Origin of the sequence: Hymenobacter sediminis, assembly GCF_003231285.1 — a bacterium.
Lineage (GTDB): Bacteria > Bacteroidota > Bacteroidia > Cytophagales > Hymenobacteraceae > Hymenobacter > Hymenobacter sediminis.
This window is the reverse complement of sequence record NZ_QKNS01000007.1, coordinates 208,421-232,847: the sequence shown is the minus strand read 5'-3', so window position 1 is coordinate 232,847 and position 24,427 is coordinate 208,421. Positions and strand designations below refer to the sequence as shown.

The window sequence follows — 24,427 nt, the reverse complement described above, 5'->3', positions numbered from 1 at the left end:
CGCTGGCTTAGCTACGTCCTGAGCGGCCACCCGCCGAACCTGGTTTGCGGGGCGCGCTACCCCGTCCGGCCGACTTAGGACCGGGCTTGCTGCCGGTTTTGCCGGGGGTAGCGTTGCGGCCGGCGCCCCGGGTACCAGTAGCACGCGGGGCGCCGCCGGCTGCTTTTCCACCTCCGGGGGTAGTGAAACCGCTTCGGTTGGTGCTACGTGGCTTTTCACCAGCCGGCCGCACGCCGCCGGGCCAGTATTCCGAGCCTTTACCGGGCGTTTTAAACGTGCCGGCCGCGGCGGTCTGGGCGGCCATGTCTTCGGTTAGGGCCTGCACTTCGGCTTTGGTCAGGTCGCGCCACTCGCCGGGCTGCAGCTGATCTACCCGCAAATCGGCAATGCTGACGCGCACGAGGCGCAAGGTGGGGTAGCCCACGGCGGCCGTCATCTTGCGCACCTGCCGGTTCATGCCCTGCGAAATCCGAATTTGCACCCACGTGGTAGGAATATTAGCCCGGAACCGCACTGGTTTGCTACGCTCCCAAAGCTCCGGCGTTTCGGGCAGCAGAGCTACCTCGGCGGGGGTAGTAAAACCGGTTTTCAGGTCTACGCCACGGCGCAGGTTTTCCAGGGCTTCCTCCGTTGGCACGCCTTCTACCTGTACCCAATACGTTTTTGGCACCTTGAAGCGCGGTTCCGACAGGCGATGCTGGAGCTGTTTGTCATCGGTGAGCAGCACCAGCCCTTCGGAGTCGTAATCGAGGCGACCAACGGGGTAGATGTTCGGGACGTTGACAAAATCCTTGAGCGTTTTCCGGCCGGTTTCGTCGGTAAACTGGGTCAGGACTTCGTAGGGCTTATTGAGGAGAATGTAGCGCATGCGGGGCATGAGCCTTCCAGCTCACGTAAAAGCAATAAAAAAGAGGATTCCGGACAGGGCCCGGAACTGGAACGGCCCACGCGGCCACCCAATTCCTGGTCCTGCCCGGAACAACAAAGGTACGTTTTACTTCTGCAGCCGCTTCCGGCGGATGCTTTCTGCCATCAGAATGCGAACCTCTCCATTAGGACGCACCACGTACTCGCCACTGTCGCGGACCATGATGCCATTGCGGGTTTCGTCGCGGTAATCATGAAGAACCAGTGTGCCAATCCGAACGGAGTCGGCAGGGGTAGGGGCCGGTGGGGCTGGCTGGCCGTTGATCTGGGCCATTTGGGCCAGGTACTGCAAAGAGTCGCGCTTGGTATAAGGGCTAAACCGGAACTTGCCCGGGAAATAGTTTTTAGCGTCGGACACGCGCGTACGAACGAAGTCCTGCACGGCTAGCTCAGCTTTTTGTTCCGTGTTTTTGGCGCATCCGGCCAGCAGAAGAGTAGCGGAAAAGAAAGGAAAAATCAGACGGTTCATTAGAGAAAAATAGAAGACAAAGGCCTTCGCGTCAGCACGATCTGCAAAGGAGGGGTAGTCAGAGCACTAAGTATTTTTTTGCGAAGAAAAGTTCTGCGCATCCTACCTGAAACAGCCCAGGCTCAAGCATACAGAATCTTCACGACGAAGCCCTTACACTCCGCCCGAATATTTGCGGGTAGCCCATTCAACAGTCATCAACCCCAGCAGCAGAAAGAACAGCCACTTCAGGTTAATAAGGTCCTTCAGGTCCTCGTGCTCATAAATCACGGGCTTGTAGTTGGCCTTCTCGATGTCTTGGGCGAGTTGGGCGAACTGAGTGGGGTAGTAGAGGCGCTGCCCGCTGCGTCGGGCCACCTGATGCAACAGGTTGTGGTCGGCCCGCGACTGAATGGCTTCCAACTGCTGCTCTTGCACCAGTACCTCGCCCTGGTCCTGCTGAGCCTGCCCCCCTAGGGTAGCCCGCGCCACGTAGCGGTAGAGGCCGGCAGGCAGCGGCCCCAGGCGTAGGGGTGCCCCATCGGAGGAGTTGGTGTAGGTGAAGGTGCGGGCTTTCCGCTGCTCGTTGGTAAGCGTGAGCGTGATTTGCTGCCCAAAGATGCGCTCGAAGATGGCGTTGTAGGTTTCGGCCCCAAAGGTCACGTCGTCCTGGGTGCTGAAGGCGTCCTGTGTGGGGTACACATCGAGGCGCTTCTTGTTGGCGTTCTGAGTCAGCAGTTGCAGGGTCCGCACCACCAGCCGGTCGTAGGCCTCGGGCCGGTCGTCGTGCTCGGCGGCTTCCTGCAGGCGCCACTGCCAGCTGCCTTCCGTGAGCAAGGTAGCCTGGCGCTGGGCGGGCGTGCCCCCAAATACCAGCAGAGGCTTTTGCGTCTTCACCCGGCCTACCTGCTGCCACAGAGCGGCTTCGGCCCCGCTGCCCAGGCGCGCCTCCCCGAACGGCACCGGAGCCGGGGGGTAGGCCGTGAACCGGCGTAGAGCATCCTCTTCAAACGAAAAGCGGTTGAAGGTGGCATTGGGTACGGGCGTCACTTCATCGGTCTGCCCACCGCGGGGTGTCACGGTCAGGCCCGTACCCAAGGCATTGTAGGCACCATAGTTCGACTGCGACCCCAGGATGTACAAAGCCGGCACCCGACGAGCCTTTACCTGGGCCAGTACCTCAGCGCCTACCCCGCTTTGGGCCGGCAACTGGTGCAAAATAGCCACGTCGAAGTCCTGGGTTTTCAGGGGGTTGATGCCGGGTAGGTAGGTAGTGAGGTCGAAGTTGTCGTTTTGCAGAATGGCGGCGCGCAGGGCCTTCAGGTCGGGGTGAGGGGCAGCACCCGCCAGCAGCACCCGCAGCTTGCCCTTTACGATGTCGAGGTAGGCAAACTTCTGGTTGTTGAGGGCCGTGAACTCGCCGGGCAGCTTTTCTACTACCACTTCGTAACGGCGCTTGCCGGGAGCCGGGGCCGTCACCAGGAAGGTAGTTTTGGTGCGCCGCTGACCGATGGGCAGATTTACGCGCTTGGTTTGCAGCACCCGGCCATTCTCGCGCAGCAGCACAGTCGCCGTGGTGCCGGCCGGGTAGCCGTCGTAAGCCAGCTCGGCCTCAATGGGAAACTGATTGCCACTGAACGCCACCCGGTTGTATGTGAGGGCCGGCAGGCTAACGTCTTTCTTCGGCACGGTATCTCCCACGCCAATGGCGTAAATCGGGAAGCGGTAGCTGGTATACTGGGGGGCGCGGCCCTGATTTACTACCCCATCCGACACCAGCACCACGCCCGCCAGATTCCGTTCCTGGTACCCCTCGCCGATGCCCGTGAGCAGCCCGTCGAGGTCCGTAGCTGGGGCCTGAAACCGCAGCGAATCGGGTCGGGCCGGACCGCTGCCCGCGGAAAGCGTGCGGGTTTCCACCTGAAAGCCCCGGCCGCGTAGGGTTTCGGCCAATTGCGCCAGCCCTTGGGTGGCCTGGGTCAGCACCGCGGGCGGCGTGAACAGTCCTACCGACTGCGAATTATCTACGGCCAGCACCACGGTAGGCGCTTCGGTGGTGGTAGTGGTGGTTTTGATGAAGGGGGAGAGAAGCAGAAAGCACAGAAAGCTCACTACCGCAAAGCGCACGAAGGCCAGCGCGTAGTTGAGGGTCCGGCTCCAGGGGGCCTTGGCGGAGTAGAGCAGGGCCGCGTAGCCCGCGCCTACCAGCAGGCACAGCAGTATAAACCAGGGAGAAGCAGATAGTAGCAAAGGCAGAACGATATAGCAACCGCACTAAAGAACCCCGGTTAGCCCCGCATAGTTGCGCAGGGTAGGGTTGGGGCAGGTAGCGAAGGTAGGGAGTTGCCGGAGAGAAACTGGCGGGATTAAGCGGATTGTAAAGCGTAGTATATTCCGACCAGAACTAACCACTTCTTATGCAGAAAATTATTCCGCTTCTATTCGGACTTCTATGCGCTGCCTTTGTTTTGCTCCCGCGTGTCTTTTCGGTTGAAGAAAATTCGTCTGTTTCTTCCCCACATTATCTTCCAAATCTGGGCATTGATACTCTAAAGCTTAAAGCGAACTATTCTGAATGTGGCGAATGGGGTGGACACCGTGAAATGATTAAAATTTATATGAGTAATAAAGCGAAAGGAACCGAGCGCGATTTTATGAAATGGTCGGGGCCATTTGCCGCAGAGTTCTGGCTCGACACAATTGGCTGCTCGTACCGGCCAGACAGGAGATATTTTTTAGTTGAACAAACGGAGCTAAGCATCGAGCAGGAAGCGCTTATTATGCATTATATGCAAGTATTAATACACCCGAGTTTAAAGTATCACTCCCCTATGCATGGTGGTAACCTCTACTCTGTCTCCTCATCTGATCCAGGGAAGTTAGATATTCGCTACTTCACATCAGAGAACGAATACAACAGATTCGAAATTCTGCGCCAGCAATTATTCAATTCTGATAAATAGTTGCTTACCACCTACCGCACTGTGACCAACTCCTTGCTTTCCAGCATCCGGACCGACGAAATAACCTTTTCGTCCAGTGGAATGCGCTTGCCGTAGCGCTCCTGCAGCTTGGCCTGCACAGCGGGGTGACTCAGGTCGAACTCGCGGAGGGTCTGAAGCTTCCCAATTTCGCGGCCAGTGGCTTGGCGGTACATTTTCCAGAGCAGCTCCGAGCAGTAAATCCGCTCATCGGACCAGCCGAAGTAGAGGTCGTAGTTGCGGCCGCGGTACTGCTCACCAGCCGCTTGCAGACGCCGTAATGCATCCGGAGTCAGAACGGTTTCCGCATCGCGCAGGCGCTTGACCACGAACTGCCCGTTTTTGCCGCGTGCCACCCAAGCTGCCAACGACGTTTCGCTGACCGGCTGCACGGCCTCGAACACGCGCCATTCCCCATTCCGTTGAAACAGAATACCACAGTGGCTGTACGGCGAGTGGGTTGCCAGCTGAATAGCCCGGCTTTGCGCCGACTGGGAAGTATTAAAAATCAGGTCGCCATTACGCAGGCGGGTAGAAATCTGCTCAGTAGCCTTGGCAGCAGTTTGCCGCTGCTGGTAGCGCACGTATCGGTGGCGCAAACGTGGATAAGCCACCAGCGAAACGGCAAGCAGCAACAGCAGCGGCAACAGAACCTTGAGCTTCATTCGGAACGGAAAACGGTGCGGCTAAGGTAAGTGTGTGGCGGGGCAGTAAGTGCTAGCAGATAAATGGTGTGGATAACAACGACTTCTAACACAACTAACACAATAAGAACAGTCATGTGTCGAGCTTGTCGAGACATGACTGTTCTTTATTTCTTACCGCCTACCCCAGCATTCTTACCCAACCACTACTATCGGCTCCGGTGTGGTGGCTTGGCTTCGGCGGCGGAATACCAGTGCCACGCAGAACAAGATGCCACCCGTCACCAGTGCAGCCCCTACCCAGTCGGGGGAGGTGTAGCCCAGGCCGGCGGCAATGGGCAGGCCACCCAGGTAGGCACCCAGCGCGTTGCCCGTGTTAAAGCCCGATTGGCTGAGCGACGAGGCCAGCATTTCTGAGCCCTTGGCCGAGCGGATCATCAGCATCTGGATGGGCGCGGCCGTGGAAAAAGCCAGGGCCCCCGTGAGCATGGTCATCAGCACCGTGGGGAGTTGGTAGGGCGCGGCTACGGGTACCAGCAGCAGGGAAGCCGTCATGGCTGCCAGCAGGAAGGTTGTGGCCCGTAGCGGCGACATCCGGTCGGTGAGCCAGCCGCCTAGCAAGTTGCCAAGGGCCATACCTACGCCGGCCAGTACCATCAGGAAGGCCACCGTGTTGGGGCCAAACCCACTTACTTCCGTGAACAACGGCACGATGTAGCTAAACCACGCGAAAAAGCCTCCGTTGCCCAGCACGGTTATCCCGATAATCAGCCAGGGCTCCAGCTTCGTGAAGGCGTGAAACTCCTGGCGCAGGTTGGTTTCCTTGGCCGCTAAATTGGGCATAAGGCGCAGCACGCTTACCACCGTGAGCAGGGCTACCACTACAATCAGCACAAACGGTATGCGCCAGCTGAAATGGTGGCCTAGGTAGGTGCCAATAGGTACCCCAATGATGTTGGCAAACGTAAGGCCCGCAAACATGATGGAAATGGCCTGGGCTTCTTTGCCCGGCGTAGCCAGGCGGCCCGCCACCACGGCGCCTACCCCAAAAAACGCCCCGTGCGGCAACCCGGAAACAAACCGCGTCAGCAGCATCAGGTGGTACGACGAGGCCAGCAATGACAGGCCGTTGCCCACGGCAAACAAGGCCATGAGTAAAGCCAGAATCTTACGCGGTGGCAGCTTACCGGTGAGGGCCACCAGCAGGGGAGCCCCTACCACTACCCCCAGTGCGTAGGCCGAGATAAAGTGGCCGGCATCGGGAATGCTGATGCGCATGGCGCGGGCAATGTCCGGCAGAATGCCCATCATGACGAACTCCGTCATGCCAATACCGAACCCGCCCAGCATGAGGGGTAGCAATACAATTTTCGATTTCATAGCAGGGGTAGGGTGTGTTGCGGCAGGCGCAACAAAAAACGTGTCGGGCTGGCAGGCCCGCTTTGCAAGCCCGTACAACCCGACACGTACTAATCTTGTTCAAAAAAGCTGCCCTAGGTCAGCATGCCGCCATCAACTTGCAGCACCTGGCCCGTGATGTAGGCCGATTCTTCGGAGGCCAGGAAGGCGGTGGCTTTGGCCACGTCCTCGGGCGAGCCGCCGCGCCGCAGCGGAATGGCTTTGCGCCATTCATCTACTTGCTTCTGGTCGAGGGCGTCGGTCATTTCCGTTTCGATGAAGCCGGGGGCAATGGCGTTGCAACGGATATTGCGCGAGCCTAGCTCCAGGGCCACCGACTTGGTGAAGCCGATAATGCCAGCTTTGGAAGCGGCGTAGTTGGCCTGGCCGGCGTTGCCCTTAATGCCCACTACCGAGGTCATGTTGATGATGCTGCCGGTTTTGGCGCGCATCATGGGCTTGGTAGCGGCTTTGGTGAGGTTGAATACCGATTTCAGGTTTACGGCCAGCACTTGGTCCCACTGCTGCTCGCTCATGCGCATGAGCAGGCCATCCTGGGTGATGCCGGCGTTGTTAACCAGAATATCCAGCTTGCCAAACTCGGCTACTACCTCATCCACCAGCTTTTCTGCTTCGGCGTAGATAGAAGCGTCGGACCGGAAGCCCTTTACCTTGGTGCCGAAAGCGGAAAGCTCCTGCTCCAGCTGCTGGCCTTTCTCCACGCTGGAGAGGTAAGTGAAGGCCACCTGCGCGCCCTGCTGGGCGAAATATACCGCAATAGCGCGGCCAATTCCTTTGGAAGCACCCGTGATGAGGGCCACTTTTCCGTCAAGCTGTTTCGTCATGTCAGCGAAGGTAGCAACGAAAGGCTAACCTGCTACCCCTTGGTTGGCGCCAAACCCTGAAGCCCGGGCCCTGGTGACCACGCCTTGGGGGTGGCTGCTACATCAGCTGCAGCCAGTTAGTGGCCAATTCCTGGCTGTCGAAGGCTAGCACAATGGGCCGGGTAGTAGGCTGTTGCTGCATAGAAAGGTCGGCGGAGAGGCGGCTGTACACGTTAGGCGAATACACCCAGGCAAAGTACTCCAGCCCCGCCTCGGCCAGCATCGGAAACCAGGTGGCCCCAACCCACTCCGAGGCGTCGCTCCACATGCTGGTCACCTCTGTATTATCATTGAGGACCTTGGTGCACCGCTCAAAGCGTAGGTGCTCAAGCAGGTGCAGGCAGCCCGTCTGCACCGATTCCAGGCTTTGATCCCCGGTCCAGTTGGCATACAGCCAGTCGTACTGGAAATCGTAAGAAATGGTGATAGTAGAATCTTGGTGTAAAAGTCGAAGAGCCATAGGCGAGGGAAAAAAAAGATTGCAAAGCTACATAAACCTAATGGTGCAATTGACTGTGGAGCTGCATATGGCACCAGTGCGAGTTTAGGCTCTGGAGATGGGGTTGCCATAGCGTGAGTAGCGCCCCAAAAGTTGCGGCTCGTATCTTCGCTACCCCTATGCCCGACACCGATATCTGCATTCTGGGTGCTGGCCCAGGCGGAGCCACGGCCGCCCTGCACCTAGCCAAGGCCGGCCACTGCTGCCTGTTGCTTGACCGCGCCACCTTCCCCCGCGACAAAGTGTGCGGCGATGCCCTCAGCGGCAAAGTGCTTAGCGAGCTGCGCCGGATAGGGGAGGAGTTGCCCGCCCGCCTCGCCGCCGAGCCCATCCAGCTGCCCAGCTGGGGCATTGATTTTTACGCGCCCAATGGCCGCCGCTTGGCCGTGCCGTTCAAGCCAAAATATAACCCCGTCACCGACCGCAGCGCCGGCCACATTAGCAAGCGCCTCCACTTCGATAACTTTCTGATTGAGGAAGTGCGGCAGCACCCGGAAATTGACTTTCGGGAAAACACCGAGGTAGCCCGCCACGAGCAGCTGCCCGATGGCCGTTGGCGCCTACTCGCGCCCGATGGCTCTGAAATAACTACTGCCCGTTTGCTGCTGGTAGCCAACGGGGCCCAGTCGGGCTTTGCGCGGCAGGTAGGGGGGCATGCGCTGGAGCCGGCCCACCATTGTGCTGGGCTGCGCGCCTACTACCGGGGCGTTACGGGGCTGCACCCCGATAACTTCATTGAGCTGCACTTCATTCAGGATTTTCTGCCCGGCTACCTGTGGGTGTTTCCGCTGCCCAACGGGGAAGCCAATGTGGGGGTGGGCATGCTTACGGAAGCCGTTTCCAAGAAGAAGGTGAAGCTGCGGGAGCGGCTGGACGAAATTCTGCAAACTCACCCGGCCCTGAAAGAGCGGTTTGCCACCGCCGAGCGACTGGGGCCGGTGCGCGGCTTCGGGCTGCCCCTGGGCTCCAAGCGCCGGCCGCTTTCGGGTCCGGGCTACCTGCTCCTCGGCGACGCAGGCTCCCTCATCGACCCGTTCTCGGGTGAGGGCATCAGCCACGCCATGGTATCGGGCCGCCACGCCGCCGACTGGGCTGGCCGGGCCATGGCCGCGCAAAACTTCTCGGCTAGCTTTTTAAATGGCTACGACCAGGCCGTGTACAAGCGCTTGTGGCAAGAGCTACGCCTAAGCCGGGCCATGCAGCGCCTGCTGAGCTACCCCTGGCTGTTCAATTTTGTAGCAAACCGTGCCGCCAACAACCCTACCCTGGCTGAAACCATCAGCAACATGTTCCTCGACCTGGACCTGCGGGAGCGGCTGCGCCAGCCTGGTTTCTACCTGAAACTGCTGCTGGGCAAGTAGTGATGCAAGCCCTACCCCAATAAAACGCCCAAAGCCCCAGCAGCGCGACACCAATCATTCAAGGAATTGTGTCGCCTCGCTGAGGCTTTGAAGCAAGAGAAGGGGGTAGGTGGCTACTGATATATTTTCTCGCCAAGGCTACCCTTCAGGGGCGTGTTGAACGTCAAACTCTCTGTTTCACTACTTGCCCGTGTAGCGACGCAGGCTTTTTTCGGCTGCTGGGTTCAGCATAGTAGCTTTTTCCAAGTCAGCTTTAGCCTCGTTGGGCTTATTAATGGAAGCATAGCTGATGCCCCGATACTCGTACGCGTCGGCGTAGTTGGGGTCCAGGCTGATGGCTTTGGCAAAGTCCGGAATGGCGCCCTTGAAGTTAAAGAGCTGCATTTTTGCCGCTCCTCGCCCGAAATAGGCTTCTTTATCCTGAGGATCGTACTTCAGTGCTTTCCCGAAATCAATGATGGCGGCGTTGTACTCCTTAAGCTTGAGACGGTTGAGGCCGCGGTTGTAATAAGCTTCAGCGTTGGTCGGCTTCAGGCGCAGAGCCGCATTATAATCCGTCACTGCCTCGCGGTAGTCTCGCAGATGGCTTTTGGCTTTGGCCCGCGCTAGCAGCGCGTCAAAGTCGCGGGGTTTGGCTTTGAGAGTCGCGTCAGCCGTCCGGATTTCGGCGCGGTAATCGGCGTTGGTTTTGCGGGTAGTGGCTTCCGCGGGCAAAGCAGGGGTAGGGTCTAGGGAGGCGGTAGCCGTAGCATCGGGGGTAGAGCCGGCGCGGCTAGCCGTATCAGCGGCCCGGGCCACATAAGTTTCTTGGGCGGCGTTGCGAGAAGCCGAGGTGGGCCGCTCTACTTCGGTGGTGCTGCGGGCGCAGTCGGTCAGAAAAAGCAGGGTAGCGCCGGCCAGCAGAGAAAGTATAGGTGCTTTCATGGAGAGTGCAGAGAGGAAATTAAAGGGCTGAATCAACCCAAAATCAGGCAATGGCACTTGTACGCGCTACCTTTCGGAAAGGCTGTAACCCGAAACAAAATTTTGTCGGTGAAAGGCCAGGGCCAGCTAGAGCGCGCAACGTGGCAGAGTAGCGCGGCGTCCCTATCTTTGCCGGGCCACCTGCCCGCCCGAAGCGGCGGATGGTCCTTCCTTCTAAACCTTCAACCGAACACAACATGGCATTGCAATACGACCTGGTCGTTATCGGCAGCGGCCCCGGCGGCTACGTCGCGGCTATCCGGGCTTCGCAGCTGGGCTTGAAAGTAGGCGTGGTGGAGCGCGAGTCGCTCGGCGGCATCTGCCTCAACTGGGGCTGCATTCCCACCAAGGCCCTGCTCAAAAGCGCCCAGGTATTTGAGTACCTCAACCACGCCGGCGACTACGGTCTGAAGGCGGATGGGGTAGGCTACGACTTTAATGCCGTAATCCAGCGCAGCCGCGGTGTGGCCGACGGCATGAGCAAGGGCATCAACTTCCTGTTCAAGAAAAATAAGATTGACGTAGTATCGGGCACCGGCAAGTTGCTGGCTCCCGGTAAGGTAGAAGTGACGAAAGCCGACGGCGGTAAAGAAGCCGTGGAGGCTAAGCACATCATCCTGGCTACCGGCGCCCGCTCGCGCGAGCTGCCCGCCCTACCCATCGATGGCAAGAAAATCATCGGCTACCGCCAGGCCATGGTGCTGCCCGAACTGCCCAAGCGTCTCGTAGTAGTAGGCTCCGGCGCCATCGGCGTCGAGTTTGCTTACTTCTACCGTACTATGGGCTCCGAGGTAACGGTAGTGGAATACCTGCCCCGCATCGTGCCCGTGGAGGACGAAGAAGTGTCACGCCAGATGGAGAAATCCTTCAAGAAAATTGGCGTAAACGTGCTGACCAGCGCCGAGGTAACCAAGGTAGATACCAGCGGTGAAGGCTGCAACGTGACGATTAAAACGGCTAAAGGTGACCAGCAGATTGCCTGCGACGTGGTACTGAGCGCCGCCGGGGTAGTAACCAACCTCGAAAACCTGGGTCTCGAAGAGCTGGGCATCAAAGTAGAGAAAGGCCGCGTTATCGTGGACGACTACTACCAGACCAACGTGCCCGGTATCTACGCCATCGGCGACATTGTGCCCGGTCCCGCGCTGGCGCACGTAGCGTCAGCTGAAGGCATTATCTGCGTGGAGAAAATTGCCGGCCACCATCCCGAGCCGCTCAACTACCAGAACATTCCTGGCTGCACTTACGCCTCGCCGGAAATTGCCTCCGTGGGCCTCACCGAAGCCGAAGCTAAAAAGCAGGGCTACGATGTGCTGGTGGGTAAATTCCCCTTCTCGGCCTCGGGCAAAGCCTCGGCTGGCGGCGTAAAGGAGGGCTTCGTGAAAGTTATCTTCGACAAGAAGTACGGCGAGTGGCTGGGCGCCCACATGATTGGCTCCAACGTAACCGAAATGATTGCTGAAGTGGTAGTGGCTCGCAAGCTCGAAACCACCGGCCACGAAATCATTAAGGCCGTGCACCCGCACCCCACCATGAGCGAAGCCGTGATGGAAGCCGCCGCTGCTGCCTACGGCGAGGTGATTCACTTGTAGGCTCAGTAACATTAGAACTGCTAAAAGAAAGCCCCGGCCAAGCTATTGACCGGGGCTTTCTTTCTTATTTGTAGATAGAATGAGGTACACTATACTTCTTTTCTGGTGCTTCTACAGCAGTCTTCTCACTGTAGCAGCGCAGGTTTCATCATTAGAGAAACGTCAGGTACTCGATGGCCGGATAGAACTACTGGTGCCCAGCAGCTTTGTTCCTATGGACTCGGAGATGCTGACGCTTAAATACCCCAATAGCCGGCCTCCGCAACACGTGTTTACCGATGAGCGAGGCGCAACAAACCTTGCCTTTTCTCTGACGCCTACTCCCATGACACAGGCTAACCTGCCGGCTATTGAGCAGTACCTGTACGCTACCATGCAAAAGGCGCAACCCCAGGCTACCTGGTACGGCCACGGCATGCGGCTAGTCAACAGCCGGCAGGTAGGCTATCTGGAGCTGCTCACCCCGGCCACAGACACGGAGGTGTACAACCTTATGTTCTTTACCGATCTGGACGGCCGTTTGCTGATCATGACCTTCAACTGCGTCAAGAAGGATGTGGCCCTGTGGAAAGACAAGGCCCAAGAGATTTTGCAATCCGTACGCGTGGTAAAAGCGCCTTAACTCCGAAAAAAGCGCTTATCAACCCGGTATCTGGTAAAAACCGATGCAAACCCAACGCCCCGGCGAACAGGCCTCAACTAAGGTCTGTTCGCCGGGGCGTTGGGTTATAACCACCCTTACTGCGCCTGATATTTCTGCTTGATGAAGTCCAGCATACCGCGGCCCTGGTCGTCGTCCTCGGTCTTGGTAGCCTCCTGTTTCCAGAGGGCTTCCACCAGCAGCAGCAGCAGCTCCGTTTCCTTGTCCGGGTCGGCGTAGCCTAATTTCTGGAACGCCTGCCGAAGCAAACCTGGTACTGGTTTCATAAACCGCTCGTGCTGCTGCCGGGCCATTTCCGAGTCGGCGAGGCGATACTGTAGCTTCCAGAAGTGCGGCTCGGCTTGTACCAGCTTGAAGGGTAGCTCAATCACGCTATGGATAAACGCCAACGGGTCTTGCTCCGCTAGTCCACCGCGGTTGTCCTCAATAATGCGCTTATACCCGTTGCGAATTACAAACTCCAGGAGCTGATCCTTGGAGCCAAAGTGCTTGAAAATAAGGGCTTCCGATACTCCCGCCGCCTTTGCAATCAGCTGAGTAGAAGTATTCTCGAAGCCTTTCTCCCCAAATAGCTGCAGGGCTACCTCTGCAATGTGCTGTTTGCGGTTGGTCATATCAGTTGTTCAGTTTTACGGCGTACGCCGCGCTAAGCTTCTTGCCTGAAACGGTAGAAACGCCGCAAGTTCGCGTCTTGAGCGTTAAAATCAGTTATTTTTTTACCATACAGTTCAGATTACTGTTGGCGGCTTTAATCTTTAAAACGGCTAAAAACAGAAGCCGGCCGACTTGGGTTTACCAAATCGGCCGGCTACGTGGGTTTCGATGACCAGCGAGCAGCAAAGCCGGGGGTAAAGCTGCGCGGTTCTCGAAGGTTACCGGATGGGGTGGGAGTACATCCGGGTAAACAGGGCGTGGGAATTATCTACCGATAGCTAGTGGGATTTGCTACCGGGTTGGTGATACAATAGTAGTGAAGAATTCTGAATAGTAGTAAGTATTAGCTCACTATTGATTGTAAGTAATCACTCACCATTGGTGTATTTTTATTGTAAATCGCTGTTAATCAGGCAATAATATAAATGTTCAAAATTTTGTCATTTTCTCAAATAGCTATTGCTTCGCAATTATTCAGCGAAATCGTTTGCGGGTAATCAACGAATAGAATGCTCAGAGCCTTCAAACTGAAGCGTACAACGCTGCAGTTCAAAGGCTCCGCTCAGAAAGTTGAAGAAACTAGAATCGGCTGCTGCGATTCACTTAGTGAGTGGCAGTAAGGGAGCTACCCGTCCTGAATTGATCAACCTTCGCCTGAATTTCTTCTAGGCCCAGGTTGTGCACGCTACCTAGGTGCGCAGTCTGGAACTCCTTGTGAGGTACATAGCTGCCATCTTCCACGGCCAAGCCTACCTGTTTATAAGCAGTGCGGAACGGCGTACCGCTCTGGATTAATTGGTTAATGTTTTCGACGGTAAACACGGCATCGTATTTCTCCTGATTCAGCAGGTTGGGCTTGATGCGCAGCTGGGGTAAGGCGAAGAGCACGATGTCGAGAATGTCCAGGAACTGGGTCATGGGCTCGAAGAGCAGTTCCTTCAGGATCTGGAAGTCGCGGTGGTAGCCACTGGGTAGGTTGCTGGTTGCGAGCATGAGCGTGTTAGGCAGGGCCTGCAGAGCATTGCAGCGGGCCCGAATCAGTTCAAACACGTCGGGGTTTTTCTTGTGGGGCATGATGCTGGAGCCCGTGGTAAAGGCTGCCGGCAGCTCCACAAAGGCAAGGTCCTGCGAATTGTATAGCACTAGGTCGTAGGCCATCTTGGCAAGGGTAGCGGCCATGCCAGCCAGAGCGAATGCCACGGTTTTCTCAGTTTTGCCGCGCAGCATTTGGGCGCCCACGCTGCTTACAGCAAGGTTGCTGAACCCCATTTCCTGAGTGGTCTGGAGCCGGTCAATGGGAAATGAGCTGCCGAAGCCGGCTCCTGACCCCAGCGGATTTTGATCAGCCACGGTGTGGGCGGCTTCGAACAGGGCCAAATCCATTAGCAAGTGTTCAGCATACGCAGAAAACCACAGGCCGAAGGAGCTAGGCATGGCCGCCTGGAAGTGCGTGTAGCCGGGCATCAGATCGTCCTTGTGGGCTTCGGCTTTCTGCAGGAGCACCTGCATCAGCTCCAGCGTTTTGGCGGCGGCCCGCTCGGTATAGTTTTTCAGAAATAGCTGAATAGCTGTGAGCACTTGGTCGTTGCGGGAGCGGGCCGTGTGGATTTTCTTGCCCGCGTCGCCAAACTTCTCCGTGAGGTAGTACTCGATTTTCGAGTGCACATCTTCGAACTCCTCCTCGATAGTGAAAGTGCCGTCTTCGATTTGCGCAGTCAGCTCTGCAAGGCCTTGCTGCAGCTGTTGATTTTCCTCTTCGGAAAGCAATCCAGCCTTTGCTAGCATGTTGGCTTGGGCCTTTGAGGCCTGCACGTCGAACTGCGCGAGGTACATATCCAGCTCCCGGTCGCGGCCCACAGTAAACTGTTCAATCTTCTTATCAACGGCAATGCCCTTATCCCAGATTTTCATGCGTGGTTGGTTAAGCTAAGTCTAGTTTCTCGCCTCAGCTGAGGAGGTGTTAGGGGTGGTTTAGGTGGCCTGGAATGACGACCAGAGCTAATTTTTTAGAGAAGGTACTAACGATGGTCAACCACCCTTAATACCTTCTCAATTGAGGAGCAGGGCCAGCGTTTGACTCGCTAGAGCTCCAGTCCATCGAGCAAAGCTACGTAGCCCTTTACGCCCGCCCGGATTTCGCTGAGCAGAATGTACTCATCAGGCGTGTGGGAGCGGGCCGAGTCGCCGGGACCTACTTTCACCGTTGTAAACGGCATCATCGACTGATCCGAAAGCGTGACGGAACCAAACGTGCGGCGTCCTAGGCTTATTCCGCGCTGCACTAGCGGGTGGCTTAGGTCGATGCGTGAGGAGTTGAGGTGGGTGGAGCGCGGCGTAACGTCGGAGGTGACATGCTGGCGCACCAACTCCACTACCTCTTGGTTGGAGTACAACTCATTGGTGCGCACATCGACCACGAAGTTGCAACGGTCGGGCACTACGTTGTGCTGGGAGCCAGCCTGAATCTGCGTCACGGTCATTTTCACAGGGCCCAGGAGCGGCGAAACCTTGGGGAAGCGGAACTCTTCAAACCACCGTATATCGGCTACAGCTTTATAGAGGGCATTCTCGCCTTCCTCGCGGGCGGCATGGCCAGTGCGGCCGTGGGCCACGCAGTCGAGTACCACCAGGCCCTTTTCGGCCACGGCGAGGTCCATCTGGGTAGGCTCCCCTACGATTCCCAGGTTAATGGGGGGTAGGAGGGGTAGTACATTCCGAATACCATTTACCCCCGATACTTCCTCTTCGGCCGTAATAGCGCAAATCAGGTTATAGGCTAGGTCGGTGCGCTCATGGAAATACAGGAACGTAGCCAGCAGGCTCACCGCCGAAGCTCCGGCATCGTTGCTGCCCAGGCCGATCAGTTTGTCGCCTTCTACTACCGCGCCCAGTGGGTCATAGGTCCAAGTGTTGCCAGCCTTCACCGTATCGTGGTGGGAGTTGAGCAGGATGGTGGGCTTGCTGGCATCAAAGTGCTTTGATATAGCCCATACATTGTTTTTATCCCGCCGCGGGTGGGCGCCATGGAAGGCCAGAAACCGGAAGATCAGTTCTGCCGTCTGGTCTTCTTCCCGCGAGAGAGAGGGAGTTTGAATCAGCTCCTGCAGCAACTCAATGGCATCCTCAGTCAGTCGGCCTATTAACTCCGACATAGCACAGTTTTCACGAGTTCGTTGATTTTAAGCGCGTTTTCAATCACTACGCGCTCCACGCCAGCTTCCAGGGCCGCAAAGGCATTATCGAGCTTAGGCACCATACCGGCGGCAATAACGCCTTCGGCTTTCAACAGCTGGTATTGAGCCGGCACAATCTGCGGAATAACCGACTGCTCATCGTTAATGTCAGAGAGTACACCGTCTTTCTCAAAGCAGAAATGCAGCTCCACCTCGTAGTGCGCGGCTAGGGCCCGGGCCAAGGTGCTGGCAATAGTGTCAGCGTTGGTGTTGAGTAGCTGCCCATGGCCGTCGTGCGTAATGGCGCAGAATACTGGTGTAATGCCGGCCTGCAGCAACTGGCTTAGCAGCGTGGTGTTGATGCTGTCCTCGGGCAAGTCACCCACGAAACCGTAATCAATCTCCTTTACCGGACGTTTGACCGCCCGGATTGCGTTACCATCGGCCCCCGACAGGCCTAGCGCATTTACACCGGCTGCTTGTAGCAGTGCTACCACTTGCTTGTTGGTTTTGCCGGCATAGAACATCGTTACAATGTTGAGGGTAGGGGCATCGGTGATGCGCCGGCCCTGCACCATCTGGGGTTCGATGCCGAGGTCTTGGAGCATCTGGCTGGCCCCTTTGCCGCCTCCGTGCACCAATATCTTTTGACCGGGAATGCGAGCTAACTCCGTCAGGAAGTGGCCTAGCTGAGCTTCATCATCGATGATGCCGCCACCAATTTTAAATATTTTTAGGCCTTCACGCATAGGAGTAGGAATGGGAAAAATGGCGCGTACGGCCACCGAATGCCAAAACACGCTTGCCGTTGAGCTTACTGCTAACGGAAACCCACATATAGTGGTAACTATTTTTTAAAGTTGGGCCGGCAAAGTTTCCAAAAAAAAACATCTAGTTTTGCAACGATTTAGCGGTCCTATTCATTTTAAACCGCAGAAACACCCCACGCCGCCCCGCGGCCGTTGTCAATGACTCTTCTCTCTTCTATTGCGCTTCTGCGACGACCAAACCTGGTTGTGCGAACAATGCCAGCTTAAGAGCTGGCATGCAATATATCGTCTGGTTTTTAGGATAAAATCCGGCGAGAGGGCCACCCAGTAAGCGCCCTACTGAAGAAAGTTTCTCAGAGTAACGAATTGACACGAGTGTAGGCCCTAGTGCACCCTTGCCCAACTGAACAATTAAGTGCCCCAGCACCGGGGCAATTCAGCGGGCGCTTGCTTTTCGAGCTTCTTTTCTGGCTATCAGCTAACGTGCTGATGGCAGCGTTGCCACAGCTATGTGCTTCGTTTTAAGCTCCTCTTTTACCGTCTTTTCAAGTCTGTTGCCGTACATAAGGGGCAACTAACTGAGCTTCGACCATGATTTTACGAGTCGCCGATGCTGCTGATGCGCAGTACGTGGACACCCTTTGTCAATGGTATGCCGAATCTGCCAAAGCGCGGGGCGTCGGTATTGCCAAGCGCGACCCTAACTATCTAATAAAGAAGATGGAGAAGGGCGACGCCATCATTGCCTTTATTGATGGGCAGCTAGCCGGCTTCTGTTACATCGAGACCTTCGAAGACAACAAGTTTGTAGTCAACTCGGGGCTGATTGTAAACACGGAACTGCGAAAAGAAGGCCTCGGCCGCGCTATCAAACACCGCGTGTTTGAGCTTTCCCGCACAAAGTATCCGGCGGCTAAGATCTTCGGTATCACTACCTCAGCGGCCGTGATGAAGATCAATAATGAGCTGGGCTACCGCCCGGTCACCTTCCCCGAACTGACCCAGAGCGACGATTTCTGGAAAGGCTGCTCTAGCTGCAAAAACTACGGCATCCTGATGGAAAATGAGCGCAAAATGTGCCTGTGCACCGGCATGGTCTACGACAAGCTCGACGACCAGTACAGCCAGCGCGCCCAGGAGACGATTGAGATTCTTACACCCCAAGGCCAATAATGAAAAAGGTAGTTTTAGCCTACAGCGGCGGCTTGGATACGTCCTACTGCGTTGTATATCTGACCCGCGAGCTGGGTCTGGAAGTTCACACTGTCATCGTCAACTCCGGCGGCTTTTCCGAGGAAGAGCTGGCTGCCATCGAGAAGCGAGCCTACGAGTTGGGCTCGACTAAGCACGAGGTGATTGACGTGACCCAGCGTTTCTACCAGGACTGCCTGCGCTACCTCATTTTTGGCAACATCCTCAAGAACGACACCTACCCGTTGAGCGTCAGCGCGGAGCGCATGTTCCAGTCGCTGGCCCTAGCCGAGTACGCCCGGGAGCACAAGGCCGACTACATTGCCCACGGCAGCACCGGCGCCGGCAACGACCAAGTGCGTTTCGACGTGGCTTTTTCGGTTATCGCGCCCAACACGGAAATCATCACCCCCATCCGCGACCTGAAACTGTCGCGCCAGGCGGAGATTGACTTCCTGAACCAGCACGGCTTCGAGATGAGCTGGGAAAAAGCCAAATACTCCATCAACAAGGGTATTTGGGGCACTAGTGTAGGCGGCGTAGAAACCCTGACTTCGCACCAGGCGCTGCCCGAGTCGGCGTACCCCACGCAACTTACGGCCAACGAGCCTACTACCGTTGAAATTACTTTTGCTAAGGGTGAGCCGGTAGCGCTGAATGGCAAATCGATGAACCCGGTAGAGCTAATCCAGGCTCTGAACGACCTAGCTGGCACCTACGCCATTGGCCGCGACACCCACGTGGGCGACACTATTCTGGGCATCAAAGGTCGCGTAGGCTTCGAGGCTCCCGCTCCGCTGATTCTGCTGAAGGCTCACCACTTGCTGGAGAAGCACACCTCCAGCCGTTGGCAGCTGCTGCACAAGGACTACATCGCCAACTGGTACGGCACCCTGCTACACGAAGCCCAGTACCTCGACCCGGTGATGCGCGACATGGAGGCTTTCCTCACGTCGTCGCAGGAGCGCGTTTCGGGCAAGGTGTTCGTGACCCTGAAGCCTTACCAGTTCGAGTTGCAGGGCATTGAGTCGAAGTACGATATGATGCGTTCCAAAGTGGCCACCTACGGCGAGGAAAACGACGCCTGGGACGGCCGCGATGCCAAGGGCTTCATCAAGATCTTCAGCAACCAGCTACGGATTCACAGCTCGTTCAACGATGAAAATTAAGGTTGGCATCGTAGGCGGCGCTGGCTATACAGCTGGTGAGCTCATCCGCATTCTGCTGCACCACGAGTACGCGGAGCTGGGGGCCATCGTCAGCTCCTCCAACGCTGGCAACCCTATTTACCAGGTCCACGACGACTTGGTGGGCGAGACTGATCTGGTGTTTGTCTCGGAGCTGGCGGGTGATGAAGACGTAGTCTTTCTGTGTCTAGGCCACGGCAACTCCAAAGCCTGGCTAACGAAGCATGAGCTACCTGAAACCACCCACATCATCGACTTGAGCAACGACTTCCGACTCGAGGTTGACGCTGAGTTTGGGGGTAGGGAGTTTGTGTACGGGTTGCCGGAGCTGAACAAAAGCCGCATCCAGCAGGCCCAGAGCATTGCCAACCCTGGCTGCTTTGCCACGGCCATTCAGCTGGCCTTGCTACCCCTGGCCCAAGCCGGAAAGCTCACGGACGACGTGCACGTATCGGCCATTACGGGCAGCACGGGCGCGGGGCAGAGCTTGTCGGAGACGGTGCACTTCTCGTGGCGCACGAATAACGTGTCCATCTACAAGCCCTTTACGCACCAGCATCTCGGCGAAATCGGGGAGAGCCTGGCGCAACTGCAGCCGCAGCTGGAAAGCGCCATGCACTTCATTCCGTACCGCGGCAACTTCTCCCGGGGCATCTTCGCCAGCGTCTACACGCCCTCGGACCTGACCCAGGAGGAAGCGCGGGAGCTGTACCAGAAGTTCTACGCCGATGCGCCGTTCACCACGCTGTCGGACAAGGAAATTCACTTAAAGCAGGTAGTTAACACCAATAAATGCCTGCTGCACGTGCAGAAATTTGGCAAGCAGCTGCTCATTACTTCAGTTATCGACAACCTCGTGAAAGGTGCTTCCGGACAAGCCGTGCAAAACATGAACCTGCTCTTTGGCTTGCCAGAAACGACTGGCCTAGGATTGAAAGCGGCGCTGTTTTAACCACGTAGATCAATCATACTAGTACGAAGATGTTGAAAGAAATAGGCCGCTACTACGAATTACCCTTAGCTAGTTACGCCATTCAGCAGATCGTGTATAGTGGGCTGATCAAACTGATTTTTGCTGACGCAGACGAACGTATATCTCTTGACCTCCACGGAGAATTTGAGGTACTAACGTCTGGTCATGTCACCAAATTCTCGCCGCGCCAAAAGGAAGCTCTATTGCTTTTCTATGATTGGTTTCATGCTGATATCAAGATAGAAGAAGCTAAGGCTGACAAACAAGGTCAACTGTTTCTGCTACTTAGCAACAAGCAGGAATTGATAGTAAGAGATGGGCCATTTGAGAATTGGCACTTCACTATTCTCAACAAACGCTACCCGAAACAGAATTTGTTTGTCCATGGTGGCGTGGGTACCACCTACTACTAACTGCGAATTCAATACCGTCACGACATGGAGCTTTTCAATGTATATCCGCTCGTCAACATCACGCCGGTAAAGGCGTTGGGAGCGAAACTTTGGGACGATAAAGGCCAGGAGTACCTGGATTTCTACGGTGGGCATGCTGTTATCAGCATCGGCCACAGCCACCCGCACTACGTGCAGCGCCTCACTGAGCAGCTGCAGAACATTGGCTTCTACTCCAATTCGGTGCAGATTCCGATTCAGCAGCAGCTAGCTCAGAAGCTAGGCAAGGTGTCGGGCTACGAGGACTACTCGCTGTTCCTGTGCAACTCCGGTGCCGAGGCCAACGAGAATGCCTTGAAGCTGGCGTCCTTCCACACTGGCAAAAAGCGTGTACTCGCCTTTAAAGGCGCCTTCCATGGCCGTACCTCCGGGGCAGTTGCCGCTACCGATAACCCCAAAATTGTAGCTCCCTTCAACGCCGACCACGCCATTTCCTTCGTGGAGTACGATCTGGCCGCGGTAGAGCAGGTGCTGCAAGGCGGCGACGTCTGCGCGGCCATCATTGAGCCCATTCAGGGGGTAGGCGGTATCATCATGCCCTCCGATGAGTTCCTGACTGGCCTAGCCGCACTGTGCAAGCAGTACGGCGCCCTACTGATTGCCGACGAGGTGCAGAGCGGCTACGGCCGCAGCGGCAAGTTCTTTGCCCACCAGCACGCCGGCATCCGCCCCGATGTTATTTCGGTAGCGAAAGGCATGGGCAACGGCTTCCCCATCGGCGGCATCCTGATTGCGCCGGAGCTGAAGGCCTCCTATGGTCTGCTGGGCACTACCTTCGGGGGCAACCACCTGGCCTGCGCCGCTGCCTTGGCCGTGCTGGAGGTTATTGAGCAGGAAGACCTGCTGAACCATGCCACCGAGCTAGGCCACTACCTCCGCTCGGAGCTCGAAGCCAACGCTGGTGCCGAGGAAATTCGGGGCCGGGGCCTAATGGTGGGTATCAAGTACGATTTTCCCATCAAGGACGTGCGCGACAAGCTGCTCTCTGACTTCCACATCTTCGTGGGCAATGCTTCCGACCCCACGGTACTGCGCTTGCTACCCCCATTGAACATCACTAAGGCCGAAGTTGACCGGTTCCTGCAGGCGCTCTACACACTTATTCCGGTCGAGGTAAAAAAGTAAGCGACTTGTAACCTAACTTGCAGCCCCAATGAGTAGCACGATGAAGTTCACGAGCCAGGCTCCCCTTCTGATTAGCTGCACGCTGCCATTGGTGACTATTGCGCAGCAACCGGCTGGTTCTTTCCGTGAAAGAACGGCCTCCCACATTTCCTTTCAGCAGTCGTGCTCGCCAGACTTCCCGATGCCTGACATCTGGGAGCGGCTGGGTGCGGGACCGATTGATATATCTTCTTTCGCTCCCGTTTGGCTTAAGTCATCGTTCGGCTGGAATAGACCTCTAATTTTTGGTTCTGTTCCAGCCGAAATTGTATCCGGGCGGCTGCCCAAGCCGGCGAAGGCTACGCTGCGCACCCGCAAGACACTCAACAGAGGCGCCGAAGTACCGCATTGCCTCTCACTAGTAAGGCACCGATCAGCATTGATCGGGCAGAGGGCTACCCCTGCCATTGCCTCACAGCTCAACAAGAGAAGCAGCGGGCTTGACTACCGCAGAAAATCAATAACAGAGTAAACCCTTTTTCGCAAAAAAACAGAGTGGAAAACGCTAAATCGGTAAAACTCGTCCTGGAAGATGGCACCGAAATTCAGGGCCAATCTTTCGGCGCCTTCACCTCTGCCGCGGGCGAGGTGGTGTTCAGCACGGCCATGACCGGCTACCCCGAAAACCTAACGGACCCTTCCTTCGCCGGCCAGATTCTGGTGCTGACCTACCCCATGGTGGGCAACTACGGCGTACCCGGCGAGGAACTGTACGAATCGATTTCCAAGATTTTCGAGTCGGACAAGATTCACATTGCCGGTCTGGTAGTGAATTACTACTCGGAGGAGCACAGCCACTGGAACGCCGCCAAGAGCCTTGGCGACTGGCTGGCGGAATACAACATCCCCGGCATCTTCGGGGTGGATACGCGCATGCTCACCAAAATTCTGCGGGAGAAGGGCGCCATGCTGGGCAAAATTGTGGCCGAGGAAGATGTAGAGCTGCACGACCCCAACCAGGATAACTTGGTAGCCCAGGTAAGCCCCACCGAGGTGAAGCACTACGGCAACGGCCAGCACAAAATCGTGCTGGTAGACTGCGGCACCAAAACCAACATCATCCGTTGCTTCCTCCAGCGCGACGTGGAACTCATCCGCGTGCCCTGGGACTACGACTTCACCAAGCTCGACTACGACGGCCTGTTCCTCAGCAACGGCCCCGGCGACCCAAAGATGTGTACGCCCACTATCCAACACCTCCAAACCGCATTAGGCCAGGACAAGCCCATCTTCGGCATCTGCTTGGGTTCCCAGCTCATGGGCCTGGCCGCGGGCGGCGACACCTTCAAGCTGAAGTACGGCCACCGCAGCCATAACCAGCCGGTGTTGCTCTCGGGCACCAAGCGCAGCTACATCACCAGCCAGAACCACGGCTTCGCGGTGGACACCAACACGCTGCCCGCTGAGTGGGAAATGTTATTCGAAAACCTGAACGACGGCACCTGCGAAGGCATCAAGCACAAGAGCAAGCCGTTCTTCTCCACCCAGTTTCACCCCGAAGCCGCCGGGGGGCCTGAGGATACGGAGTACCTGTTTGATGACTTCCTGAAAGCCGTAGCTGAGCACAAAGCCGCGAAATAAACTGGCCGAGAATGTCACTCCTCATCATGCTGAGCTTATCGATGCATCTCAACTGCTTCGTTGCAATAGACCTAGGTCAGTTGAGATACATCGACAAGCTCAGCATGATGGTCGCTATCTTCAGCCCGGTCATTTTTAATGCACGAGCACTATGCAAGAAAAAAGCGGAGGTACGCGGAACTGGGTGTATGTAGCGCTGGGAATTGCGGCGTTTGCGGCGTATTACCTCATCAAGAGTATTAAGGCAGAAGACGTGGTCAGACTGGCTATGGGCAAGCAATCGGAGTTCGTTATTTCGGCGCTGAATGGCACCAAAATATCACCTCGGATTTTAAGCCGCACCGGGAAGATTGTCTCGAAGAAGTTTGACGCCGGGAAGCCAGGCCCGAAGCAAGATTCCCTCACCTTCCGGCTCGTGCTAAAGGGTGAGAAAGCCACCGCTACTATCAAGACTAAAGTTATGAGGCAGCCATCTGGCGAATGGAAGATGCTGAAGAGCGACACCATTTTCACTGAGTAAACCGCACTCCTCCCATGCCATCGAAAAGTAGAAGTTTTCCGACCTGGGGGTATGTGTTGTTGGGTGTTCTGGCTTTCGCGGGGTTCTACTTCGTGAAAAACCTAGGCCAGCGCACGATTCTGAAAGCAGTGCTGGGAGAGCCGGCTGACCTGATTGCCCAGGCGATGAGTTCGGCCCGATTTTCCTCCAGAATAACCAGCAGAACCGGGCGGATAAGCTCTAAGAACTTCAAGGTGGAGAACCTGAGTGCAAAAAAAGACTCGCTCGTCTTCCGCTTCTTATTAGATGGTGAGCGGGCCAACGCTACCATCAAACTCTGGATGACCAGACGGGCATCCGGCAACTGGGAAATCGTGAAAAGCGACACCCTATTTTCTAAGTAACACCTACTCTACCCACATAAA

Annotated in this window: 24 protein-coding genes; 12 read left to right on the top strand and 12 right to left on the bottom strand. The window is 56.5% G+C overall.

Features of this window, described 5'->3' with window-relative positions:
* Positions 1-7: 7 nt before the first annotated feature.
* The 3 genes from DNI29_RS18555 to DNI29_RS18545 form a co-directional block, all read right to left on the bottom strand.
* Entirely contained in the window at positions 8-868 is an 861-nt protein-coding gene (locus DNI29_RS18555) for a pseudouridine synthase (RefSeq protein ID WP_110979766.1), read from the bottom strand.
* Between the two features lie 126 nt (positions 869-994).
* Positions 995-1,396, bottom strand: a complete 402-nt coding sequence (locus DNI29_RS18550; protein WP_110979624.1) for a hypothetical protein — start codon at positions 1,394-1,396, stop codon at positions 995-997.
* A 153-nt stretch (positions 1,397-1,549) separates the two neighbouring features.
* Positions 1,550-3,625, bottom strand: coding sequence for a VWA domain-containing protein (locus DNI29_RS18545; protein WP_238388142.1), 2,076 nt, complete (start codon positions 3,623-3,625; stop codon positions 1,550-1,552).
* A 167-nt stretch (positions 3,626-3,792) separates the two neighbouring features.
* On the opposite strand from DNI29_RS18545, the gene DNI29_RS18540 reads away from it, so the two are divergent.
* Positions 3,793-4,338 carry a hypothetical protein gene (locus DNI29_RS18540; RefSeq protein ID WP_110979623.1) on the top strand — a complete coding sequence of 182 codons (546 nt, stop codon included), beginning with the start codon at positions 3,793-3,795 and terminating at the stop codon, positions 4,336-4,338.
* Positions 4,339-4,349: 11 nt separating this feature from the next.
* Here DNI29_RS18540 and DNI29_RS18535 read toward each other — a convergent pair whose 3' ends face one another.
* The 4 genes from DNI29_RS18535 to DNI29_RS18520 form a co-directional block, all read right to left on the bottom strand.
* Positions 4,350-5,021: a YiiX family permuted papain-like enzyme gene (locus DNI29_RS18535; RefSeq protein WP_110979622.1), complete on the bottom strand. Its 672-nt coding sequence runs from the start codon at positions 5,019-5,021 to the stop codon at positions 4,350-4,352.
* A 174-nt stretch (positions 5,022-5,195) separates the two neighbouring features.
* Positions 5,196-6,380, bottom strand: a complete 1,185-nt coding sequence (locus DNI29_RS18530; protein WP_110979621.1) for an MFS transporter — start codon at positions 6,378-6,380, stop codon at positions 5,196-5,198.
* A 113-nt stretch (positions 6,381-6,493) separates the two neighbouring features.
* The gene (gene fabG / locus DNI29_RS18525) at positions 6,494-7,243 is read right to left on the bottom strand and encodes a 3-oxoacyl-[acyl-carrier-protein] reductase (protein WP_110979620.1); all 750 of its coding nucleotides are present in this window, start codon (positions 7,241-7,243) and stop codon (positions 6,494-6,496) included.
* Between the two features lie 97 nt (positions 7,244-7,340).
* Complete coding sequence (locus DNI29_RS18520) at positions 7,341-7,742, bottom strand: hypothetical protein (RefSeq protein ID WP_110979619.1); 402 nt, start codon at positions 7,740-7,742, stop codon at positions 7,341-7,343.
* 158 nt (positions 7,743-7,900) lie between these two features.
* On the opposite strand from DNI29_RS18520, the gene DNI29_RS18515 reads away from it, so the two are divergent.
* Complete coding sequence (locus tag DNI29_RS18515; protein ID WP_110979618.1) at positions 7,901-9,142, top strand: NAD(P)/FAD-dependent oxidoreductase; 1,242 nt, start codon at positions 7,901-7,903, stop codon at positions 9,140-9,142.
* Positions 9,143-9,322: 180 nt separating this feature from the next.
* On the opposite strand, the gene DNI29_RS18510 is transcribed toward DNI29_RS18515, so the two are convergent.
* Positions 9,323-10,066, bottom strand: coding sequence for a tetratricopeptide repeat protein (locus DNI29_RS18510; RefSeq protein ID WP_110979617.1), 744 nt, complete (start codon positions 10,064-10,066; stop codon positions 9,323-9,325).
* 236 nt (positions 10,067-10,302) lie between these two features.
* Here DNI29_RS18510 and lpdA point away from each other — a divergent pair, with 236 nt between their 5' ends.
* The gene (gene lpdA, locus DNI29_RS18505; RefSeq protein ID WP_110979616.1) at positions 10,303-11,697 is read left to right on the top strand and encodes a dihydrolipoyl dehydrogenase; all 1,395 of its coding nucleotides are present in this window, start codon (positions 10,303-10,305) and stop codon (positions 11,695-11,697) included.
* 325 nt (positions 11,698-12,022) lie between these two features.
* Positions 12,023-12,319: a hypothetical protein gene (locus DNI29_RS18500; protein ID WP_110979615.1), complete on the top strand. Its 297-nt coding sequence runs from the start codon at positions 12,023-12,025 to the stop codon at positions 12,317-12,319.
* Positions 12,320-12,435: 116 nt separating this feature from the next.
* Here the strand turns inward: DNI29_RS18500 and DNI29_RS18495 are convergent, their stop codons facing one another.
* The 4 genes from DNI29_RS18495 to argB form a co-directional block, all read right to left on the bottom strand.
* On the bottom strand, positions 12,436-12,972 hold the full coding sequence (locus DNI29_RS18495; RefSeq protein WP_110979614.1) for a TetR/AcrR family transcriptional regulator: 537 nt from the start codon (positions 12,970-12,972) through the stop codon (positions 12,436-12,438).
* A gap of 643 nt (positions 12,973-13,615) precedes the next feature.
* A complete protein-coding gene (gene argH, locus DNI29_RS18490; protein ID WP_110979613.1) occupies positions 13,616-14,923 on the bottom strand; it encodes an argininosuccinate lyase in 1,308 nt (435 codons plus the stop codon).
* Between the two features lie 170 nt (positions 14,924-15,093).
* Complete coding sequence (locus DNI29_RS18485) at positions 15,094-16,164, bottom strand: M20 family metallo-hydrolase (RefSeq protein WP_110979612.1); 1,071 nt, start codon at positions 16,162-16,164, stop codon at positions 15,094-15,096.
* Positions 16,152-16,934, bottom strand: a complete 783-nt coding sequence (gene argB, locus DNI29_RS18480) for an acetylglutamate kinase (RefSeq protein ID WP_110979764.1) — start codon at positions 16,932-16,934, stop codon at positions 16,152-16,154. The genes DNI29_RS18485 and argB overlap by 13 nt, the downstream gene beginning before the upstream one ends.
* Before the next feature lie 612 nt (positions 16,935-17,546).
* On the opposite strand from argB, the gene DNI29_RS18475 reads away from it, so the two are divergent.
* From DNI29_RS18475 to DNI29_RS18440, 8 genes are all read left to right on the top strand, one after another.
* Entirely contained in the window at positions 17,547-18,128 is a 582-nt protein-coding gene (locus DNI29_RS18475) for a GNAT family N-acetyltransferase (RefSeq protein WP_110979611.1), read from the top strand.
* Positions 18,125-19,315, top strand: coding sequence for an argininosuccinate synthase (argG, locus tag DNI29_RS18470; RefSeq protein ID WP_202910534.1), 1,191 nt, complete (start codon positions 18,125-18,127; stop codon positions 19,313-19,315). Before DNI29_RS18475 ends, argG begins: the two co-directional genes overlap by 4 nt.
* On the top strand, positions 19,305-20,285 hold the full coding sequence (argC, locus tag DNI29_RS18465; RefSeq protein WP_110979609.1) for an N-acetyl-gamma-glutamyl-phosphate reductase: 981 nt from the start codon (positions 19,305-19,307) through the stop codon (positions 20,283-20,285). Before argG ends, argC begins: the two co-directional genes overlap by 11 nt.
* Positions 20,286-20,314: 29 nt before the next feature.
* Positions 20,315-20,719 carry a hypothetical protein gene (locus DNI29_RS18460; RefSeq protein WP_110979608.1) on the top strand — a complete coding sequence of 135 codons (405 nt, stop codon included), beginning with the start codon at positions 20,315-20,317 and terminating at the stop codon, positions 20,717-20,719.
* A gap of 24 nt (positions 20,720-20,743) precedes the next feature.
* Positions 20,744-21,883 carry an aspartate aminotransferase family protein gene (locus tag DNI29_RS18455; protein WP_110979607.1) on the top strand — a complete coding sequence of 380 codons (1,140 nt, stop codon included), beginning with the start codon at positions 20,744-20,746 and terminating at the stop codon, positions 21,881-21,883.
* Positions 21,884-22,417: 534 nt separating this feature from the next.
* The gene (gene carA, locus DNI29_RS18450) at positions 22,418-23,503 is read left to right on the top strand and encodes a glutamine-hydrolyzing carbamoyl-phosphate synthase small subunit (RefSeq protein WP_110979606.1); all 1,086 of its coding nucleotides are present in this window, start codon (positions 22,418-22,420) and stop codon (positions 23,501-23,503) included.
* Between the two features lie 151 nt (positions 23,504-23,654).
* The gene (locus DNI29_RS18445) at positions 23,655-24,023 is read left to right on the top strand and encodes a hypothetical protein (protein ID WP_110979605.1); all 369 of its coding nucleotides are present in this window, start codon (positions 23,655-23,657) and stop codon (positions 24,021-24,023) included.
* A gap of 92 nt (positions 24,024-24,115) precedes the next feature.
* The gene (locus tag DNI29_RS18440) at positions 24,116-24,406 is read left to right on the top strand and encodes a hypothetical protein (protein ID WP_123823317.1); all 291 of its coding nucleotides are present in this window, start codon (positions 24,116-24,118) and stop codon (positions 24,404-24,406) included.
* Positions 24,407-24,427 lie beyond the last annotated feature (21 nt).